The following is an 18,068-nucleotide window of genomic DNA, read 5'->3' as shown; positions in this document are numbered from 1 at the left end:
CTGTCAATATGCCTCTTTTGTGCGTTCACCGCTTCTGACGGTGTAAGCCTCATTGATCGGCAGCACAAATATTTTTCCGTCGCCGGGATTTCCTGTCTGGTTTGTTTTAATCAGTATATCCACCACATCCTTCACCTGCTGATCTTCTACAATCAGGGTGACCAGCCGTTTTGGAATCCAGCGGAAGGACTCTGTTAAATACTCTCCTTTGGGAGACATGGGAAGCTCTCCTGTTTCCAGAACCAGGGATAAAAGCTCCGGATCAATCCGTTTCTTTCCTCTTCCTAATACCGGCCTGCAGGTCAATGCAGGGAATCCGCCTTCTGCCAGAGCTTTCTTCGTGGGGTTTATTTTATTTACCCGGATAAATGCCATTACCTCTTTCATAGCAATCGTTCCTCCTAAAGTCCCTGCTTACCTGTACTGATCGTATAGGCATCCTCTACCGGAGATACAAAGATACGTCCATCTCCATAATTTCCCTCTCCAGTTCTGGCGGTTCTCATAATCACTCTCACCAGATCATCCTTATCTTCATCATTACAGAAAAATAACAGCATCTCTTTAGGAATCTCATCGTAATGGACATCTCCCACCGTGATTCCTTTTTGTTTACCCCGTCCATATACATCCATCTTGGTCACTGCCTGAAATCCCGCTTCTGAGGCTTCCTTCATAACATAATCCGCTTTTTCCGGCCTGATAATCGCTCTCACCAATAACATAATATTTTCTCCTCTCCCTGACCGCTTAGTCCATCACTCCGTACTGCATTAAAATTTCTTCCAGTTCGTCAATCTTCATGGGGTTCGGAATGACAAACATTTCATTGGAATCCACTTTTCTTGCCAGAGTACGGTATTCATCTGCCTGAGGTTCATCCGGGGAAAAATCGATAACGGTTCTTTTTCTGATCTCTGCTCTCTGCACCGCATTGTCACGAGGCACAAAATGAATCATCTGGGTGCCGATTTTCGCAGCCACAGCCTCTACAAGATCCTGCTCCTTATCTACTTTTCTGGAGTTGCAGATGAGACCTCCAAGCCGGACCCCGCCGGTTTTTGCATACTTGGTAATTCCTTTGGAAATGTTATTTGCTGCATAAAGCGCCATCATCTCGCCAGAGCATACAATATAAATTTCCTGTGCCTTTCCCTCGCGGATCGGCATTGCAAAACCTCCGCACACGACGTCGCCAAGTACATCATAAAATACATAATCCAGATCGTCGGTATAGGCTCCCAGCTGTTCCAGCAGGTTAATAGAAGTGATGATTCCGCGGCCTGCACAGCCCACACCTGGCTCCGGTCCGCCGGATTCCACTCCTTTGATTTTGCCGTAGCCTTCCTTTAAAACCGCATCCAGCTCAATGTCGTCGCCTTCATCACGAAGAGTATCAAGAACCGTCTTCTGCGCCAGACCGCCTAAAACCAGTCTGGTGGAATCCGCTTTGGGATCGCATCCCACAATCATAATGTGCTTTCCCATCTCTGCCAGACCTGCCGTTAAATTCTGAGTCGTTGTGGATTTACCGATACCGCCTTTTCCATAGATCGCAACCTGTCTCATAACCAATTCCTCCTTACATAAAAGAAGAGGCGGAAGGCAGATCTCTCACAGATCCTGCCATTCCACCTCTTTGTGAATAGAAAATGAAAAAGTAACCTTAAAGTTTTGTCGACGACTTAGGTTGCTATCACTATATATGTTTTCACCATTGAATTCAATACAACACAATGCACAAATATAAATCTTTAAATCTTTTATTTACAGTATTTTATACAAACTAATGCTTGTTATCTAAAAATTATTCCATCTAAAAAAATAACAGCCTGCCAGTCTGCCGCTGTAATAATGAAAAGGAGCCGAATTACCGGCCCCCTCCTCGATTCTGTCTTATGAATCAATTCCTACCATAACAGAAGTTGCCTTTATGATTGCATATGCATCTGACCCAACTTCCAGCTTTAAATCATTTACTGCTGCCATGGAAATCGTGGCAGATATAAAATTACCCCCTCCGATGTCAATGGTCACAATTGCATTCACTGCACCGGACTCAATTTCTACGACCTTCCCTTTTAACTGATTTCTGGCACTTATTTTCATATGACCATCCTCCCTCTCAATCGTATTATTTTTATTCATAATAATTATTCTCCTCCTATTTGTCAATCTATTTCATGAATACCTAATAAAATTAAGACAAAAGTAAAAGATCTTCCTTGGGGAATTTTAAATATAATGGGATTGTCTCCATTTCTTCCGCTTCGTATTCTTTCTTTTCCCTGATCCACCAGATTTTGGCTGATGACAGTCTGGAAGCGTTCTGAACTAAATATTGCCACTGAAAGGTTGTATGGGCACTTCCTGCAAAAGAAATTTTCATTGTATTTTCTTCCTCAGGATTGTCAACTGCCACCAGATTGTGACCTCTGATCCCGATATAGTGAATGGAATCACCAATCGGTTCGCCTGTTTTCAGTCTTATGTCCCACTCCTGTGCATAGAGTTCATATTCACTGATTCGTTCTATCGGTGAAATATTTTTGCAGCCAGTCAGTCTTGCAGCCTCCACTTTTAATGGTTTCCGAAATATATCCTTTGTAAGCCCTTTTACTACACTTTCTCCATTTGACAACAGTATCATATGGTCACAGAACCGGTAAATCTCGTCTCTGGAATGAGAAACAAACAGCACATCTCCGTTAAATTCTTTTAACAGTTCCAGCATTTCAAGCTGAAGGGTATCTTTTAAAAATCCATCCAATGCTGAAAATGGTTCATCGAGCAAAATCATTTCCGGTTTACATAAAAGCATCCGTGCCAGCGCCACACGCTGCTGCTGGCCTCCGGACAGCTGGGAAGGAAGACGTTTTTCCAGACCCTGAAGCTGAAAACGCTCTATCTGCTCAAAAACCGGAATCCGCTTTTCCTTCTCCTTACCTGTCAGGGAAATTTTTAAATTTTCCTCCACAGTCATGGTGGGAAACAGTGCATAGTTCTGAAACAGATATCCGACATGACGTTCTCTTGCCGGCAGATTGATGCCTTTTTCCGAATCAAAAAGCACCCTTCCATTGTGAACGATCCTGCCGCTGTCCGGCTTTTCAATGCCTGCCACACATTTTAAAGTCATGCTTTTTCCGCAGCCGGAAGCCCCTAATATTCCCATGCATCCGCCGTCTGTTTCCAATTCCACGTCCAGATGAAAGCCGTGGAATTTTTTTATAATCCTTGCCTCCAGCGCCATGTCAGGCCCACCCGCTTCCATTTTTTATATTTTTTCCGGATATTATGTTCATAGCAGCGACGATAAAGAAAGATAACAAAATAATAACCACTACCCAGAATCCTGCTGTGTCCCAGTTCCCCGCAGTCACTTCCGTAGCAATGGCAACTGACACGGTTCTTGTCTTACCCAGTATATTTCCTGCCAGCATGGTGGTCGCTCCGTACTCTCCTATGGCTCTCGCGAAGGAAAGCACCGTACCGGATGCCAGTCCCGGGGCTGCTATGGGGACCACGATTTTCCAGAAAATTCTGCTCTCCGACAGCCCCAGAGTCCTTCCTGCCTGTATCATGGTTACATCTACCTGTTCAAACGCGGCTCTGGCATTGCGGTACATAAGAGGAAAGGCTATGACAAATGCCGCCATAACGCATCCCGGCCATGTCTGTACCAGCTTGATATCAAAGTTTTCCAGAAGATATCTTCCAAATGGTCTGCGCAGGCTGAAGATCAGAAGGAGAAAAAAGCCTGCCACAGTTGGAGGCAGCACAAGGGGGAGTGTGAGAATCCCGTCCGCAATGGCTTTTGCCGTATTATTCAGCTTCATAATCTGCCTCGCTGCACCGATTCCCAAAAAGAAGGTCAGTACAGTAGCCACAATTCCTGTTTTCAAAGAGAGATAGAGAGGACTCCAGTCGATGGTTTTCAGTAATTCCCCCAATGCATTTCACCTCCTTCTTACTGTTGTTTTATTCTGTATATTTAGCAAATCCTGCATCTGTAAAGAGCTTCATTACACTCTCATCGCTGGTTAAATAATCCTTAAATTCTGCTGCTGCTTTTTTCTGGTCCTCACTGGCTTCCTTGTCCTTGATTAAACCTACCGGATAGACAGCCGGATCAATCTTTGCTTTATCCGCTTCTGCTATAATCTCCACTTTGTCCGGCATGGAAGCGGCGTCTGTGGCATAAACCACACCTACCTCATTGCTTCCTTCTGCAACTGCTGTTAAAACTGCGGTGACATTGGCGCCTTCATTAATTTCCATCTTCATAACCTGGTCCAGGATCCCCATATTAGTGAAAAGCGTTCTGGCATACTGTCCAACCGGCACATCCTCTCCTGCAAGTGCAAGACTGGAAGCTGACGTAATATTTTCGAATCCGGTAACTGTCGTCTTTCCGCCCTTTGGCTTAATAAGAACCACTTTATTCATGAGAAGGCTTGTGTCAGACCCTTCCTCTACGAAACCTCCGTCTTTTAACGCATTCATCTGCTTGGGTGCTGCAGAAAAGAAAATATCGCACTGGGCGCCTTCCTCAATCTGTTTCTGAAGCGTACCTGAACTGTCCGCATTGTAAATGATAGTTACTCCCGGGTGTGCGCTTTCATAATTTTCCTTGATTTTTTCCATGGTGTTTTTCAGACTTGCTGCAATAAATACATACACATCAACAGCCTTTGCTTCCTCTGCCTTAGTGGTTTGAACAGCAGTCGTGGTTTCCTCCGCCGTTTTTGATGACTCTGGCTCTGCCGCCGCAGACTGGGAAGCTGGAACCGTTTTCTGGCCTGCCTGACTGCAGCCTGAAAGCAGTCCTCCAATCAATGACACCGCCATCATAATCTTCAGTAATTTTTTTCCTTTTTTCATTTTTTTCCTCCTATTTTTAGACGGAGCAATCCACAAAGGCTGCTCCTGATTCTTTGGTACCCTGTTTTATTTTGTTTTGTTCTGTTTCGATCTGTTTTGTTATGATTAGTTTATTTTATATGATCCATAATTAAAAGTCAATATCCCTATATCTTCAGATTATTTCTTTATTTTCACATAAAATTAATTAATTTTTTCAACATACAAACCATTACGATTGATTGACAAAAAATAAACCATGTTATAACATAAGTAATAATGAGAACAGGGGAAAAGAGGATATGACATGGAAAAAATTTACAGACCCCAGGAAGTGGCGGATCAGCTTAAAATTAAGAAGGCAACCGTATACGAACTAATTAAGCGGGGAGAATTAAAATCTGCAAAAGTGGGCAAGCAGATACGGATCAGCCAGGATCAGCTGGATGAATATTTAACAAGAACAAATCAGACGGGACAACCCGCAGGTCTTACTGATGCGCTGCCTCCTGTCATGGACATTCCACGTTTTTCGGCCGACCAGGCCAGCAGGCAGATGGATTACCTTCTTCACACAAACGGACTTATTATAAACAGCCAGGAATCCAGAACTGTTGAACTGCTCCGCAGCCTGTTAAGCCAGAGAGAAAACAGCCTGCCCCTCCTTCATTCCTATATGAACGATTACAACAGCCTGTATTCCCTTTATTATGAAAAAACGCATATGGCACTCACCTGTTTTTGTTTTCGGCAGTTTGAGGAGCGGATCGGCCAGATCAGCCATTTTCTTCCCGGGAAAGAAGCTGCAGTCATCCATATCTGTACATTAAAAACTGGCTTTTTTGTTCAAAAGGGAAACCCGAAAAAAATAAACAGCTTAAAAGATTTATGCCGCTCCGATATCAGATTTTTAAACCGTGAAAAGGGAAACGGCTTACGGATTTATTTAGACCGGCTTCTGACAGAACAAAAAACAGACAGGTCCTTCATCCCGGGTTACGGTGATGAAAGCCTGTCCCATATGTCTTCTGCCAATACAGTTGCCTCCGGACTTGCTGATATCAGCATGGGAGATTTTTCCCATCTGTCTGCATATCCACAGCTGGATTTCATCCCGTTGACTAAGGCCTCCATGGATCTGGTTATTCTTAAGTCCGCTATGGAACAGCCTTATTTTACTTCCATCCTTGAGACAGTCAATTCCAGAGAGTTTCAGGACAGTCTCCTGCATTTTAACGGCTATGATACCCTTCATACAGGAGAAGTCCACTTTACCAGTCCTTAAATTTTTCCAGCCTCTCTTATACGGAAAATCACAAAAAACGTACCTCCGACGGCACACAGCAGCCCGCCACAGAGCATGGCAAAGGAAAGATCCGCTGCTGCCGCCTTCCCAAAGATCAGGTTGGTCCCTGTCCCGCAGGCCTCGCCGATTACCGCATAGATGCTAAGAACCGTGGCCCGGTCAGAAGAAGTGACCCGTCGGTTTTGCAGCTCTGCCTTTAATGGAGTAAACAGACAGGAGGCAAGTCTGAGAAGAATGATGCATAAAACGGAAATGACACCGCTATTCGTACTGGAAAGAATCAGACAGGAGATACTGCCGCAAAAAAACAGGACGATAGAAAAAGGAAGAATCCCCATTTTCCTGTTCAGCCGAAAAGACCACATGCCACCCGCCATGCCTGACAGGGTAACTACGATATAAACTAAGCCCATTGTCTTTGGCTCCATCCCGCATTTTACATACTGCAGCTGGTTTAAAAATACAGTAATTGTCTGGTTCGTTTCCTCAAGGAGTGTAATCCCCACCATACCAACAAGAAAATACCGGTCTTTTACCACGTCGAGAAAGGTATGAAAAAAATGCTTTCTGCTTTTTTTCTCTTTCTCCGGCTCCTTTACTTCTTTTAATCCAAAAACAAGAACAGCTGCAACACCATAAGCAGCCATGGTGAGAAATCCTGCCAGCCTGTAATTATCTCCAATGAAAATGGAATAGGAAAGGGAGGCAGCAAGAAGCCCTGCCATGCCGAAAGACTGATAAACACCAAATGTCTGCTGGCTTTCTCCTTCCCGGCTGGAAAGATAGAGTATGCTGGTATCACAGCCTGACATCCCGGCCATCACCACACTGAGCAGCACCCTCTCAAGCAAAAATCCTCCGAACCCATCCGCTCTCCAGAATACCGCCTTGGAAATAAAATAAACGGCACAGGTAATAATCATGGTCTTTCTGTACCCGATTCGGTCCGCAACCATTCCCCAGGGCACCTCCAGGGCAATGCAAAGAGCCAGGGAAATGCTCTCAATTACAGTAATCTCAAACACACTGACACCTGCTGCCTGTCTGTAAAGAGTCGCTACAGGTCCATAAAATACCAGTCCCTGTAAAAAGGAAATGGCATAAAGTAAATATATATTCTGTCTATATTTCATATTTTCTCCAATGATCTAAAATTAGTAGTATAATAGGCATCAAAAATAAGCTCTGTTTCAAACAGCGCTTTTTTAATCCGATATAAATATCAACTTTTTCTACGTGGGATCATATGATGAGAAAATAGATAATGGCATAAATCTGCCCTCCGGGTTCAGTGAAGAATTATTTCAGTCAGTATATCATGAAACCGGACTTCTGTAAAGATGAGACAAACTGTTAGTAACAATTGACAGTGTTATTAAAGAGGAGTAAGATAAATTTTGTTGATCTTACATAAATATAAGGAGGGGTTAGTATGGATTACAGATTTTTATTGAATCTCACAATTATTCTTTTAAGCACTAAGGTTTTAGGTCTTGTGACCAGAAAATTTCATATGCCTCAGGTGGTGGGTGCGCTGTTAGCCGGGGTCATTATGGGTCCTGCCGTGACAGGCACGCTGCATGAAACCGAATTTCTAGACAAACTGGCTGAAATCGGTGTGATTGTTCTCATGTTCTGTGCCGGTCTGGAGACGGATACAAAGGAATTAAAAAAGAGCGGTAAATCAGCGTTTATCATCGCTCTGATTGGTGTCATTGTGCCTCTGTTCGGGGGTTTTGCAGTAGCTTACTTTTTTAACCGCCCAGGAATGATCTCATCAGACGCTTCCTGTTCTCTGTTTCTTCAGAATATGTTTATCGGAGTCATTCTCACTGCGACTTCTGTAAGTATTACGGCAGAAACCTTAAAAGAAATCGGAAAAATAAAAACCCACTCGGGCAATGCCATACTGGGAGCTGCCATAATCGATGATGTGCTTGGTATTATCGCACTCACCGTCATCACCAGCACAACCGATCCAAACGTCAATCTGTTTGCTGTCTTATTAAAAATCGCTGCATTCTTTGTCTTTTCTGCCATTGGCGGTGTTCTGATCTATAAAGCATATTCCCGTTGGAGCAACAACGCGGAACGGGGCCTCCAGCGCCATGCCATAGCTGCCTTCTCTCTCTGTCTTCTTATGTCTTACATAGCGGAACACTTTTTCGGTGTAGCCGATATTACAGGGGCCTATATCGCCGGAGTCATTATATCCAACACACAGAAATCCCAGTTTTTAACTTCAAAATTTGACACTCTGTCCTATCTTCTGCTTTCACCGGTATTCTTTGCAAGCATTGGTCTTAAAGTGGAACTTCCTCCCATGACCCCTGCCATCGTTCTCTTTGCAGTTCTATTAACCCTCACTGCCATATTAACCAAAGTGATTGGCTGTGGTGTCGGTGCAAAACTCTGCGGTTATAAAAATTATCAAAGCATTCGGATTGGAGTTGGAATGATCTCCAGAGGTGAAGTCGCGCTTATTGTCGCTGGAAAAGGACAGCAGCTTGGACTCCTTAGCGGAGATTTTCTTGGACCAGTCGTTCTTGTTGTCATTATTACCACCATTATCACTCCCATTATATTAAAACCTGTCTTCCGTCTCGGACCCTCTGTCCCCTTTGCAGAAACCAGACTGGGAGAAAACTACGAGGAGGTTTCAAAGTACAGGTGAATTCTTACCGGTTTTGTTGACACTTAGGCTTTATGCTCTTATAATATATGTATTACACTTGTAAGAACAGGAGATTGAGTATGAGCCACCTTCCGCAAATTTCTGAAGCAGAATATGAAGTGATGAAGGTACTTTGGAGGTACGCTCCAATTAACACCAACGAGGTAACCGAAAAACTGACACAGACAACTGACTGGAATCCCAAGACGATTCACACCCTGTTAAAAAGGCTGGTGCAAAAGGGGGCTGTCACTTACACGAAAGAGAGCCGTGTATTCATTTATACTCCTCTTATTAAAGAGAACGACTATCTGAAGAAGGAAAACAGCCACTTTTTAAACCGGTTCTACAATGGCAGGATATCCGGCATGGTTACTAATTACATCAACAGCAATCATATATCTGACGAGGACTTAGCTGAACTGAAAAAGCTTCTTTTTAAAGATCATGAGGAGGAATCATAATGATGCTTTTTTCACTTATGACCCGTCTTATGTTAAACAGCGTTGTCATAATCACAATAGCCGGAGTCATCCTGCTGATGAAAAAGTTTCTTAAAAATCATCTTACCTGGAAAGCCCAATACAGAATCTGGTATTTACTGCTTTTTGTACTGATCTTTCCATTTCTTCCCTCTTTCATGATTTCTGCAGTTCATGGACTGGGGCTGTTTGGGAGGCTTGGAGACGGCATATCTCCAATAAAAACAGCTGCATCAGCCTCACCTTATGATGCTGACGTTTCCGGTATTATAGAAGACTTCTCAATATCCGTAAGCCGCAGGGCTGTCCTTCATTTTCCTTCCTTTCTGCCGTATATATGGGGACTTGGGATAGGTGTTATGTCAGTCCTGAATATTATTTCCGGATTTAAAATCAGACAAATCGCGAAGGCTTCTCTTCCTCTGCAAAACAGACAGATCAGACAGCTGTTTGACAACTGCCGGCGTGAGCTTGGAATAAAGAAGGATATTCCGGTATACAGCAGCGCATATTTAAATTCACCCATAGCTGCCGGCTTTATAAAACCGGTAATCATCATTCCCATTCATATGCTGTCAGAATTAACAGAGAAAGAAATGCGCTACATTTTTCTTCATGAGCTGTCGCATATTAAACGCGGAGATCTTTTCATTATCCGGCTGATGGCCCTCGCTCAAACTCTGTACTGGTATCACCCGGCAGTATGGTTCGGGCTAAAAGAGATGAGAAAGGATCAGGAAATTGCCTGTGATTTATCGGTGCTTTCCATGTTAGAAGAGAACAGCTATCTGGATTATGGCAGAACACTGATTCGTTTCGCTGAAAATATGTCCAGACGCCTCTCTACCGCTGCCCAGATCGCAGGCTCTGAAAAAGAAATCCGCAGGAGAATCCTCTGCATTGCTGCCTACCGGAAAGAATCCGGATGGGTTCGGTGGAAAAGCCGTTTTATTCTGGCCATTGCCGCTTCACTGCTGCTTGCCATTTTGCCCGTCACGTCTGCAGCTGCATCCGGCGGATCTTCTTATTCTTTTCATCCGGAACACGTAAATCAGCTGGATTTAGATTCTTATTTCCACGGATATGAAGGAAGCTTTGTCCTGTATGGAGTCAATTCCAATCAATACTATATTTACAATCAGGAAGGGGCAGCAACACGGATTTCCCCTGATTCCACCTATAAGATTTACAGTGCGCTGTGCGCTCTGGAACATGGAATCATTACCCCCGGTTCCTCATACATAAAGTGGGATAAAACCCCCTACCCCTTTCAAGACTGGAATAAGGACCAGACCCTTAATACCGCTATGAATCACTCTGTTAACTGGTATTTTAAATCTCTTGATGAAAAAAACGGCATATCTGCCTTAAAAGACTGCATGATGCGCCTGGAATACGGAAATCAGGATTTATCCGGAGGACTTGGAAGCTATTGGCTGGAATCTTCTCTTAAAATCTCCCCGGCAGAGCAGGTGGAACTCTTAACCCGCCTTTCCCAGGGAACGCTTCCTTTTAAACCGGATCATATAAAAGCAGTGGAAGATTCCATTTACCTTTCCGCCAGCCAGGGGGTCTCTTTATATGGGAAAACCGGAACCGGAACCATAGACGGTCAAAACATCAACGGCTGGTTTATCGGTTTTGCAAAATCCAGCAGTGAGACCTATGTGTTCTCTGCCAACATTCATAACGGCAGTTCCGCCAACGGACGTACAGCCGCAGCGATTACACTGGATATCTTAAATGACCGGAATATCTACATACAGTAAAACAGAGCTTAAGAATGGAGAAGTTTCTCCTGCCTTAAGCTCTGTCTTTTTATCTACTGTACTGGAAGATAGGAATCAAGTATCAGTTTATCCTTTCGCACTACATACCCGCTTCCGCCCCGGTTTTTCACATCCTCCACCATGCTGATAAGAAGCAGTGGCGATTTTGTATCCGGATCTGCGGTAAATACGGAAAACCAGCCAAGCTCCGTTCCCGTGGTATCCCCTTTGGAGGCCTTGATCTCCGCAGTTCCGGTCTTTCCTGCAAGCTTAATGTCAGATCTCATTATTGTATGACCGGTACCGTGTTCCGAGCTGACAACCTGAATCAAATCCTCACGGACCAGACTGGCATTCTCAGCAGAGCAGGCTCCCTGAAGCCATACGTTCGGTGCAGCATTCTGTTCCGCCTTAAGAACAGGCTGAATGACATTCCCTTCATTGGTAAACATCGTATAAAGGGCAGCCAGATGTACCGGATTCACAAGCATCTGTCCCTGGCCATAGCCGCTGTCAGCCAGCTGCACTTCTGACTCAATCCGGTCTGAATTGGAATACTGGGACTGGGCAACGGAAATCTCAAACGGTAAGGGCTGGTTAAATCCCAGCTTATCAAGTCCTGCCATAAAATCATCGTAGCCAATCTTTAAGGCCGCCTTTGCAAAATAAATATTATTGGAATATATAAAAGCATTTTCCAGATTGAGCGGACTGCTGTCATGAAGAGTGGTTACGTAATAATTCCCCCAGCTTTCATCCTTTCTCCAGCTTAATCCTGTGCTTCCATAATCTTCATTGGGATCAATGGCACCGCTTCCCAGTCCGACTACAGCAGTAATTGGCTTAAAGGAGGACCCTGGAGCAAACTTCTGACGGAACCGGTTATATAGAGGTTTTCTTTCATCGTTATTTAAAGAATCCCATTTATCTGCCGGCATACCCAGTATAAAATCATTGTCATCGTAGGAGGGAGTGCTCACAAGGGCCAGGATTTCTCCTGTGTGGGGATTCATGGCGACGCTGCAGCTTTTATCTTCCTGGAAAGCATCATAAATAGTGCTCTGAAGCGCGCTGTCAATGGTAAGTGTAATATCCGCTCCGTCCGTTCTCGGTTTTACCGCAAGCTTTTTCTTACTATTTCCTGACGCATCTGCAATGAATATGGTACGGCCGTTTGTTCCCTTTAATTCCTTTTCATACAGCCCTTCCATACCGCTTTTTCCAATGACGCTGTCTGTTAAGTAATCTTCTCCCTTATGCTTTTCCAGATCCTCTGACGTCACATTCTGGACGTATCCGATCAGATGGGCTCCTTTTTCCCCCAGCGGGTAAGAGCGCACGGAGGTGTCTGTAATCAGCACTCCGGGAATGGTCAGAAGCTGGTCCTGAAGCTCTTTGTTCTTTTTGTCTTCTTCACTGGCATGTTCCGACTGAAGTTTAAAGTCATCCGCCTTCTTTAAGGTTTTCAGCGGAACAAAGGAATCTTCCTTTACCCAGCCTGCAGACAGTTTTTTTTGTATGTTCTCCGGAGATATGGAAAGCAGTTCTCCCAGCTTTTCCACATCCTTGCCCGAATCCTGGCTCATTTTCCCCGGAACCAGACCAACAGAGGAGGCAGTTCCCTTTCCAGCCAGCAAAAAACCGTTCCGGTCATAAATATTTCCTCTTTCAGCTTTATCCGTTACTACTTTAACTTTATCGGTTTTAGTAAGCTCCGGAAATATCATGCTGTCATTCCATTCCAGTTTATAGCCGGCTTTTTTCTCTTTTTTAAAAACCGCCTGATTGGAAAAACTGATTTCACCTGCCAGACTGTTTAAACTCATCTGATAAGTGACTGCCGCTTCCTCATCTTTTAAGTCTACGCCTGTTATCTCAGCCTTGATATCCTCTGCTTCAATTCCTTCGTAAATGTTCTTATTTCTGGCAGTAAAATCCTCCAGACTGATATTTAGCTGGCTCTGCTGGTCAAGCATACCGTACATAGTCCCGTAATCTGCATTTTGTAAGCTGGAAACATACTCTGTAAGAAGTGCATCCGGCTTCTTTTTTGACTGATCCTTCTTATTCTCATACCGGAGAAATAAGATTCCTCCGGCCAGACCGGTCACCAGTATCAATAAGGTGCAGACAGTGCTGAATACAAATCGTTTCATTCTCCGACTCATTCCATTCCTCCTTTAATCCGTACGAAGGTTATTGGATACACCGGAAGCCGTACCGGTCAGAATATTTGCGGTATCTTCCAGATGGAAATAATAATTAAAAATATTTTTTCCCACACCTACCACATTACCGGAGCTGTATCCGTTTGCAATTCTCACAGTTATGGCAATCTGAGGATTGACAAGGGGCGCATATCCAATAAACAGGCCATGGTTGGGTTTTGTTTTTGACTCCTCTGCCGTACCGGTTTTTCCTGCCGCATCTATCTTTATATCTTTTAAGGTCGCATTGGATTTTACCAGCTCGTTCATACCTTTTGCCACATCATTCCATACAAATTCCGGTAAGTTAACCGTACTGCTTAAGGTAGGGGCAAAGGATTTCACCACCGTACCGTCTCCATCTGTAATCTTGCCGATCATGGACAGCTGATAGCTTTGTCCGTGATTTGCCAGAGTAGCCGTATAGCGGGCGATCTGGGAAGTAGTATAGTTATGGGTTCCCTGCCCAATGGAGGATGGAATCGCATACTGATCGGTCACATGAGGTTTCGCCTCCCCGATCTCAATTCCGGTATTTTTATCCAGATCCAGAAGCTGAGCATATTTAATTAAGCTGCCCAGTCCCTTATCTTCTGAAAAGCTTCCGTCTGCACCTGTTCCCAGCCTGTAAGTGATCTCCGACAGATATACATTACAGGAATTCTTCAGTGCATCCGCACTGGAAGAGATCACCCCGTGACCGGCACGCTTCCAGCACCGCAGAGGCGGCTCTACCTTATCAAATGCGCCGGTACATAAAACGCTGGTATCCGTCTGAATGACTCCTTCCGTTAATCCGGCAATTACTGTAACCGGTTTAAAGGTGGAACCGGGAGCCGTCAGCTGGCTGGTGGCCCGGTTGAAAAGAGGAAGGGATAAATCCTGTTCCAGCTGCTGGTAATAGGAGGTGTCCATCTGGTTCGCCAGCCGGTTATTATCATAGCCCGGATAGCTGACGCAGGCAATCACCTCTCCGTTCTGGGGATTTACCACAACTGCTGAACCGGAACATGGATTTAAAGCCAGCTGGGCCGGTGTAATCTCCAGATTTGTGATTTTCTTACGGATAAACTGCCAGGCACTTAACTGGCCATTCATCAGAAGGGGATAATCCGGATCATCCTTGGAAAGAACTCCCTGCTCATAAAGCAGCTGTTCCGTCTCCTTTCCGCTTAAGGATCCCTCCCCGATCATCGCCTGATAAATTTTCTGTTCAAACTCCCGGTTTTCCGTTATATCCTTCAGCATCTTTTCTTCTGCAAGACGCTCTGCATCCTGGATCTCCGTATACTTTTCATTGTTTTCCAGACGGCTTAGATCCATATGGCCTGCAGCGATGGATTCAGTCAGATACTGCCTCAGGCTCTTTTCCTTCCAGTCCCAGGTTCCGCTACCGTTCAATAGAAACTGGTCTTTCCGAGCCTGACTGACCAGGAAATCCAGATATCCCTGCACTTCCGGGCCAAGTGCCTGATAAGCAGCGCCGGTCGTATCGAAGGCAGCGGAAAGCTGACTGATCACTGCTTCCTTTTTCCGCTTAAAATCTCCGTATACCTTTTTTTCCAGATCCGATGCATTCTCTTCTTTTAACCGTTCCGTATCGATAACATGATTTTGAATCAGTGCATAGTAAACTTCGTCAGAGGAGATGCGGATCTGGGATGCATCGGCAGCTTTAGGCATCTCAGCCCTTCTGGTTTCCACCATATTAGCCAGAAGGATTCCCGCAATCTGCTGTTTTAACATCTGATATACCGCATCCTGCAATCCCTTGTCCACTGTCAGATAAACATCCTTGCCGGTGCCCGGACTGCTGGTGATAACCGGTTCTGTCTTGGGATTTCCAACCACGTCTGTATAGAATTCCTGGGTTCCGTCCTGTCCCCGCAGCCATTCCTCCATGGATTTTTCAATCCCGCTTTTGCCGATCACCGACTGATTGGAGTAAATACTATTGTTGTCACCAAGTGCCTCAAGCTCATCAGCTGATATTCCGCCTGTATATCCAAGTATGGAAGACATACTTTCTCCGCCATAGTACACCCGGATGCTGCTGTTCTCCACATCGGCTCCCTGGAGACTGTGCTTTTGCTCCATCACACCTACCATGGCTTTGTCTGATACATCAGAGGCCACAAGATAGGGTAAGTATTTCCGATAGGAATTTAAAGACAGACCGTAACGGATGTTGGCGACCTGTAAGATCTCCTTTGAGCTCATCGTCTCAGGCAGTCCGTACTTCTTTTGCTCCTCTTCCGGATAGGACGAGTCAATCATGAATTTGTTCTTTCCGCAAAGATCCTCCATGAGTTCTGCGGCTGTCTTCTGTGACTGCTCTTCTGTTAAATCCGTAACCTGGCTCTTTCCATAAAAATCTGCCTTAAACCTGCTCAGCTTCCAGCCGTCCACCGTATACTCATAGTTTCCTTCCTCATTCACCGTGATGGGAAGACTGACATTTAACTTATCCTCATCTCCTACAAGGCCAATGAGCTGATAGGCAATTCCGTTTAATGTTTTCTGCTTCTCCTTCTGATTCTTATAATTCCCGGAATCTTCCAGAGTGATGTTATAGGAAAGACGGTTGGATGCCAGAAGCGTTCCATTCCTGTCATAGATGTTCCCTCTGTTGCCGGGAAGCCTCTGTGTCTTCATAATGGAGGTGATAAATTCCTCCTGACTGGCTGCTCCCTCCATGATCTGTAAATGATATAACCGTACGATCAGTGCCGATAATAAAAATCCAAAAAACATTCCCAATATCAATAATCTGGGAATCTGAAAGGAAATGTCTGGAAAGCTCTTATTCTTAAATAAATGACTGCGGCGCATAATTCTCCTTATTCTTACGCTTGTAATATTTATAATATGAAAGGAACAGGGACCCCTTTTAAAACCTCCCTGCAGACTGCTAAATTACTACGTATGTAAGATTTGATTATACACCGGATTGTTTAAGATGTAAACCGTTTTTTCATCTTAATGCCATCTGAAGCCGCTCCATCTCATAGAATTCCCCTTTTAACTCCATCAGTGTTTCATAACTTCCCTCTTCCCTGATTTTTCCCTGGTCTAAAACCACGATCCGGTCTGCTCCTCTTACCGTTGAAAGCCTGTGGGCAACAATAAATGTAGTTCTGCCTTTAATCAGCCGGTCGAGAGCATCCTGAATCTCCTTTTCCGAAATCGTATCAAGTGCCGAGGTTGCTTCATCCAGTATAATCACCCGGGGATCTCTGATAATTGCTCTCGCTATGGAAATTCTCTGTCTCTGACCGCCGCTTAAATTGGCACCGTGTTCTCCAATCATGGTATCCAGCCCTTTGGGAAGTCTGGCAATGACTGATTTTAAGTTTGCGGCTTCTACCGCATGATTCACCGCTTCATCCGGTACATTTAAAAGTCCATACGTAATATTTTCCCTTACAGTACCAGTAAAGAGAACCGGAGACTGGGGCACTACCGAGATAAATCTCCGGTAGCTTCTTAAATTGATGTCACTCATATCCGTTCCGTCGATGAAAAGCCTTCCGCTGCCGGGTGTGATAAAGCCAATCAGCAGATTCAATATGGTAGTCTTTCCCGAGCCGGATTCTCCAACCAGCGCAATGGTCTCCCCTTCCTTTACTATCAGATCAATTCCCGAAAGAACCTGCTCACTGGAACCTTTATAGGAAAACTCAACCTGCTGAAAGGTGAAACTGCCCTTTAATTCCTTCAGCTCTAACTTTCCCTCATTATGCTCCACATCATCGGAAATTAAAACCTCGCCGATGGAAGTAACCGATTCAAGTCCCTTGGTCAGAATGGGGAGCAGATTAATAAGCCCCGTAAACTGGCTGACCACCGTGGTAAAACTTGCCTGATAAAAGGTTACATCGCCGATCTTTATGGCTCCCTTCCAGGCCATATATCCGGAAAATCCCAGACACAGAGCCTGAAACACCTGAAATACACACCAGCTGACTGCCCCAAAATGTGCCTGTACCATGTCCAGCCGGTATCCCTTGTCTGCGGTTTCTTCCAGCTGTTCCTTGATTTTTTCAACTTCCTGCTGTTCCAGCGCATGGGCTCTGGTGACAGGAACCAGCTCCACCATCTCCATTACCCGGGCGCTGGTCTCCTCCATCTCACGGCGGAATGCCCTGTTTTCGCTGTGGATTCGTTTGCGGAATGCAACGACTGTCACCGCAGTCACCGGAGCTACCAGCAGAAAAAACATAAGCACAGTCCTGTTTTTTACGGCTGTAATACCCAGAGTGATAACCAGATTCATCATAATGTTCATCAGATTAACAAACAGCTGGGAAGATAAGGTCTCCACTGCTTCCACGTCACGTATGATCTTGGACTGGAGCCTGCCTGACTGAATCTCCGTGTGATAGGGAATGGACAGTTCCTGAAGCTTCCTGACCAGAGCGCCCCTTAACCCGGCCTCCGTTTTACGTATTACCTGGTTTTTGTATTTATTATGAAGCCAGTTTGCCGGAAGATGAACAGCCAAAAGCCCCAGCCAGACTGCCACGTTTAAAAGGATTGCATGCTTTCCCTTTTCTCCTCCTGCTATGGCTCCGTTGATCACATTGGCAGTCAGCAGCGCAGCAAAGAGACTGGGGGCGTGTTTAATTACAAAAAAGAAGGTGGAAAGCAGAAACTTATGGTACTGTCCTCTATAAAATCCCAGCAGCACCATAACTGAACGATTTCCGTACCTCTTATAGCAGTCCACAAACCGGTGTTCCATTTTCTCATATTGATCCATTGTCT

The 18,068-nt window shown here is 44.8% G+C and carries 15 protein-coding genes; 4 read left to right on the top strand and 11 right to left on the bottom strand.

Features of this window, described 5'->3' with window-relative positions:
- Positions 1-3 precede the first annotated feature (3 nt).
- The 7 genes from V7D18_RS06185 to modA all read right to left on the bottom strand — a co-directional run bounded on the left by V7D18_RS06185 (position 4) and on the right by modA (position 4,884).
- Positions 4-387 (bottom strand): P-II family nitrogen regulator, encoded by a 384-nt coding sequence (locus tag V7D18_RS06185; protein WP_426152478.1) that lies wholly within the window; start codon positions 385-387, stop codon positions 4-6.
- Positions 388-401: 14 nt separating this feature from the next.
- On the bottom strand, positions 402-725 hold the full coding sequence (locus tag V7D18_RS06180) for a P-II family nitrogen regulator (protein WP_426152476.1): 324 nt from the start codon (positions 723-725) through the stop codon (positions 402-404).
- Positions 726-750: 25 nt separating this feature from the next.
- Complete coding sequence (nifH, locus tag V7D18_RS06175) at positions 751-1,569, bottom strand: nitrogenase iron protein (RefSeq protein ID WP_314463753.1); 819 nt, start codon at positions 1,567-1,569, stop codon at positions 751-753.
- A 327-nt stretch (positions 1,570-1,896) separates the two neighbouring features.
- Positions 1,897-2,148, bottom strand: coding sequence for a TOBE domain-containing protein (locus tag V7D18_RS06170; RefSeq protein WP_426152473.1), 252 nt, complete (start codon positions 2,146-2,148; stop codon positions 1,897-1,899).
- A 52-nt stretch (positions 2,149-2,200) separates the two neighbouring features.
- Complete coding sequence (locus V7D18_RS06165) at positions 2,201-3,253, bottom strand: sulfate/molybdate ABC transporter ATP-binding protein (protein ID WP_426152471.1); 1,053 nt, start codon at positions 3,251-3,253, stop codon at positions 2,201-2,203.
- A 1-nt stretch (position 3,254) separates the two neighbouring features.
- Positions 3,255-3,953 (bottom strand): molybdate ABC transporter permease subunit, encoded by a 699-nt coding sequence (gene modB, locus V7D18_RS06160; RefSeq protein ID WP_426152469.1) that lies wholly within the window; start codon positions 3,951-3,953, stop codon positions 3,255-3,257.
- A gap of 28 nt (positions 3,954-3,981) precedes the next feature.
- The gene (gene modA / locus V7D18_RS06155) at positions 3,982-4,884 is read right to left on the bottom strand and encodes a molybdate ABC transporter substrate-binding protein (protein WP_426152467.1); all 903 of its coding nucleotides are present in this window, start codon (positions 4,882-4,884) and stop codon (positions 3,982-3,984) included.
- A gap of 286 nt (positions 4,885-5,170) precedes the next feature.
- Here modA and V7D18_RS06150 point away from each other — a divergent pair, with 286 nt between their 5' ends.
- On the top strand, positions 5,171-6,148 hold the full coding sequence (locus V7D18_RS06150; protein WP_426152465.1) for a substrate-binding domain-containing protein: 978 nt from the start codon (positions 5,171-5,173) through the stop codon (positions 6,146-6,148).
- Here the strand turns inward: V7D18_RS06150 and V7D18_RS06145 are convergent.
- A complete protein-coding gene (locus tag V7D18_RS06145) occupies positions 6,145-7,302 on the bottom strand; it encodes an MFS transporter (protein WP_426152463.1) in 1,158 nt (385 codons plus the stop codon). The genes V7D18_RS06150 and V7D18_RS06145 overlap by 4 nt on opposite strands.
- 299 nt (positions 7,303-7,601) lie before the next feature.
- Here V7D18_RS06145 and V7D18_RS06140 point away from each other — a divergent pair, with 299 nt between their 5' ends.
- The 3 genes from V7D18_RS06140 (at position 7,602) to V7D18_RS06130 (ending at position 11,094) form a co-directional block, all read left to right on the top strand.
- Complete coding sequence (locus V7D18_RS06140; protein WP_426152461.1) at positions 7,602-8,843, top strand: cation:proton antiporter; 1,242 nt, start codon at positions 7,602-7,604, stop codon at positions 8,841-8,843.
- An 80-nt stretch (positions 8,844-8,923) separates the two neighbouring features.
- Positions 8,924-9,307 carry a BlaI/MecI/CopY family transcriptional regulator gene (locus V7D18_RS06135; RefSeq protein WP_426152459.1) on the top strand — a complete coding sequence of 128 codons (384 nt, stop codon included), beginning with the start codon at positions 8,924-8,926 and terminating at the stop codon, positions 9,305-9,307.
- On the top strand, positions 9,307-11,094 hold the full coding sequence (locus V7D18_RS06130) for a BlaR1 family beta-lactam sensor/signal transducer (protein ID WP_426152457.1): 1,788 nt from the start codon (positions 9,307-9,309) through the stop codon (positions 11,092-11,094). Before V7D18_RS06135 ends, V7D18_RS06130 begins: the two co-directional genes overlap by 1 nt.
- A gap of 53 nt (positions 11,095-11,147) precedes the next feature.
- Here the strand turns inward: V7D18_RS06130 and V7D18_RS06125 are convergent, their stop codons facing one another.
- The 3 genes from V7D18_RS06125 to V7D18_RS06115 form a co-directional block, all read right to left on the bottom strand.
- The gene (locus tag V7D18_RS06125; RefSeq protein WP_426152455.1) at positions 11,148-13,262 is read right to left on the bottom strand and encodes a penicillin-binding transpeptidase domain-containing protein; all 2,115 of its coding nucleotides are present in this window, start codon (positions 13,260-13,262) and stop codon (positions 11,148-11,150) included.
- Positions 13,263-13,274: 12 nt separating this feature from the next.
- Positions 13,275-16,133: a penicillin-binding transpeptidase domain-containing protein gene (locus V7D18_RS06120; RefSeq protein WP_426152453.1), complete on the bottom strand. Its 2,859-nt coding sequence runs from the start codon at positions 16,131-16,133 to the stop codon at positions 13,275-13,277.
- A 142-nt stretch (positions 16,134-16,275) separates the two neighbouring features.
- The gene (locus tag V7D18_RS06115) at positions 16,276-18,063 is read right to left on the bottom strand and encodes an ABC transporter ATP-binding protein (protein WP_426152451.1); all 1,788 of its coding nucleotides are present in this window, start codon (positions 18,061-18,063) and stop codon (positions 16,276-16,278) included.
- Positions 18,064-18,068: the final 5 nt, after the last annotated feature.

It is taken from the genome of Lacrimispora sp. 38-1 (genome assembly GCF_049890855.1).
In the GTDB taxonomy this organism is placed as follows: domain Bacteria; phylum Bacillota; class Clostridia; order Lachnospirales; family Lachnospiraceae; genus Lacrimispora.
Note: the sequence above shows the minus strand (reverse complement) of the source record. Positions and strands in the feature narration are given on the sequence as shown.

Coding starts and splice junctions, on each gene's coding strand:
- V7D18_RS06185 (WP_426152478.1), bottom strand. CDS start 387: ATGAAAGAGGTAATGGCATTTATCCGGGTAAATAAAATAAACCCCACG.
- V7D18_RS06180 (WP_426152476.1), bottom strand. CDS start 725: ATGTTATTGGTGAGAGCGATTATCAGGCCGGAAAAAGCGGATTATGTT.
- nifH (WP_314463753.1), bottom strand. CDS start 1,569: ATGAGACAGGTTGCGATCTATGGAAAAGGCGGTATCGGTAAATCCACA.
- V7D18_RS06170 (WP_426152473.1), bottom strand. CDS start 2,148: ATGAATAAAAATAATACGATTGAGAGGGAGGATGGTCATATGAAAATA.
- V7D18_RS06165 (WP_426152471.1), bottom strand. CDS start 3,253: ATGGCGCTGGAGGCAAGGATTATAAAAAAATTCCACGGCTTTCATCTG.
- modA (WP_426152467.1), bottom strand. CDS start 4,884: ATGAAAAAAGGAAAAAAATTACTGAAGATTATGATGGCGGTGTCATTG.
- V7D18_RS06150 (WP_426152465.1), top strand. CDS start 5,171: ATGGAAAAAATTTACAGACCCCAGGAAGTGGCGGATCAGCTTAAAATT.
- V7D18_RS06145 (WP_426152463.1), bottom strand. CDS start 7,302: ATGAAATATAGACAGAATATATATTTACTTTATGCCATTTCCTTTTTA.
- V7D18_RS06140 (WP_426152461.1), top strand. CDS start 7,602: ATGGATTACAGATTTTTATTGAATCTCACAATTATTCTTTTAAGCACT.
- V7D18_RS06135 (WP_426152459.1), top strand. CDS start 8,924: ATGAGCCACCTTCCGCAAATTTCTGAAGCAGAATATGAAGTGATGAAG.
- V7D18_RS06130 (WP_426152457.1), top strand. CDS start 9,307: ATGATGCTTTTTTCACTTATGACCCGTCTTATGTTAAACAGCGTTGTC.
- V7D18_RS06125 (WP_426152455.1), bottom strand. CDS start 13,262: ATGAGTCGGAGAATGAAACGATTTGTATTCAGCACTGTCTGCACCTTA.
- V7D18_RS06120 (WP_426152453.1), bottom strand. CDS start 16,133: ATGCGCCGCAGTCATTTATTTAAGAATAAGAGCTTTCCAGACATTTCC.
- V7D18_RS06115 (WP_426152451.1), bottom strand. CDS start 18,063: ATGGATCAATATGAGAAAATGGAACACCGGTTTGTGGACTGCTATAAG.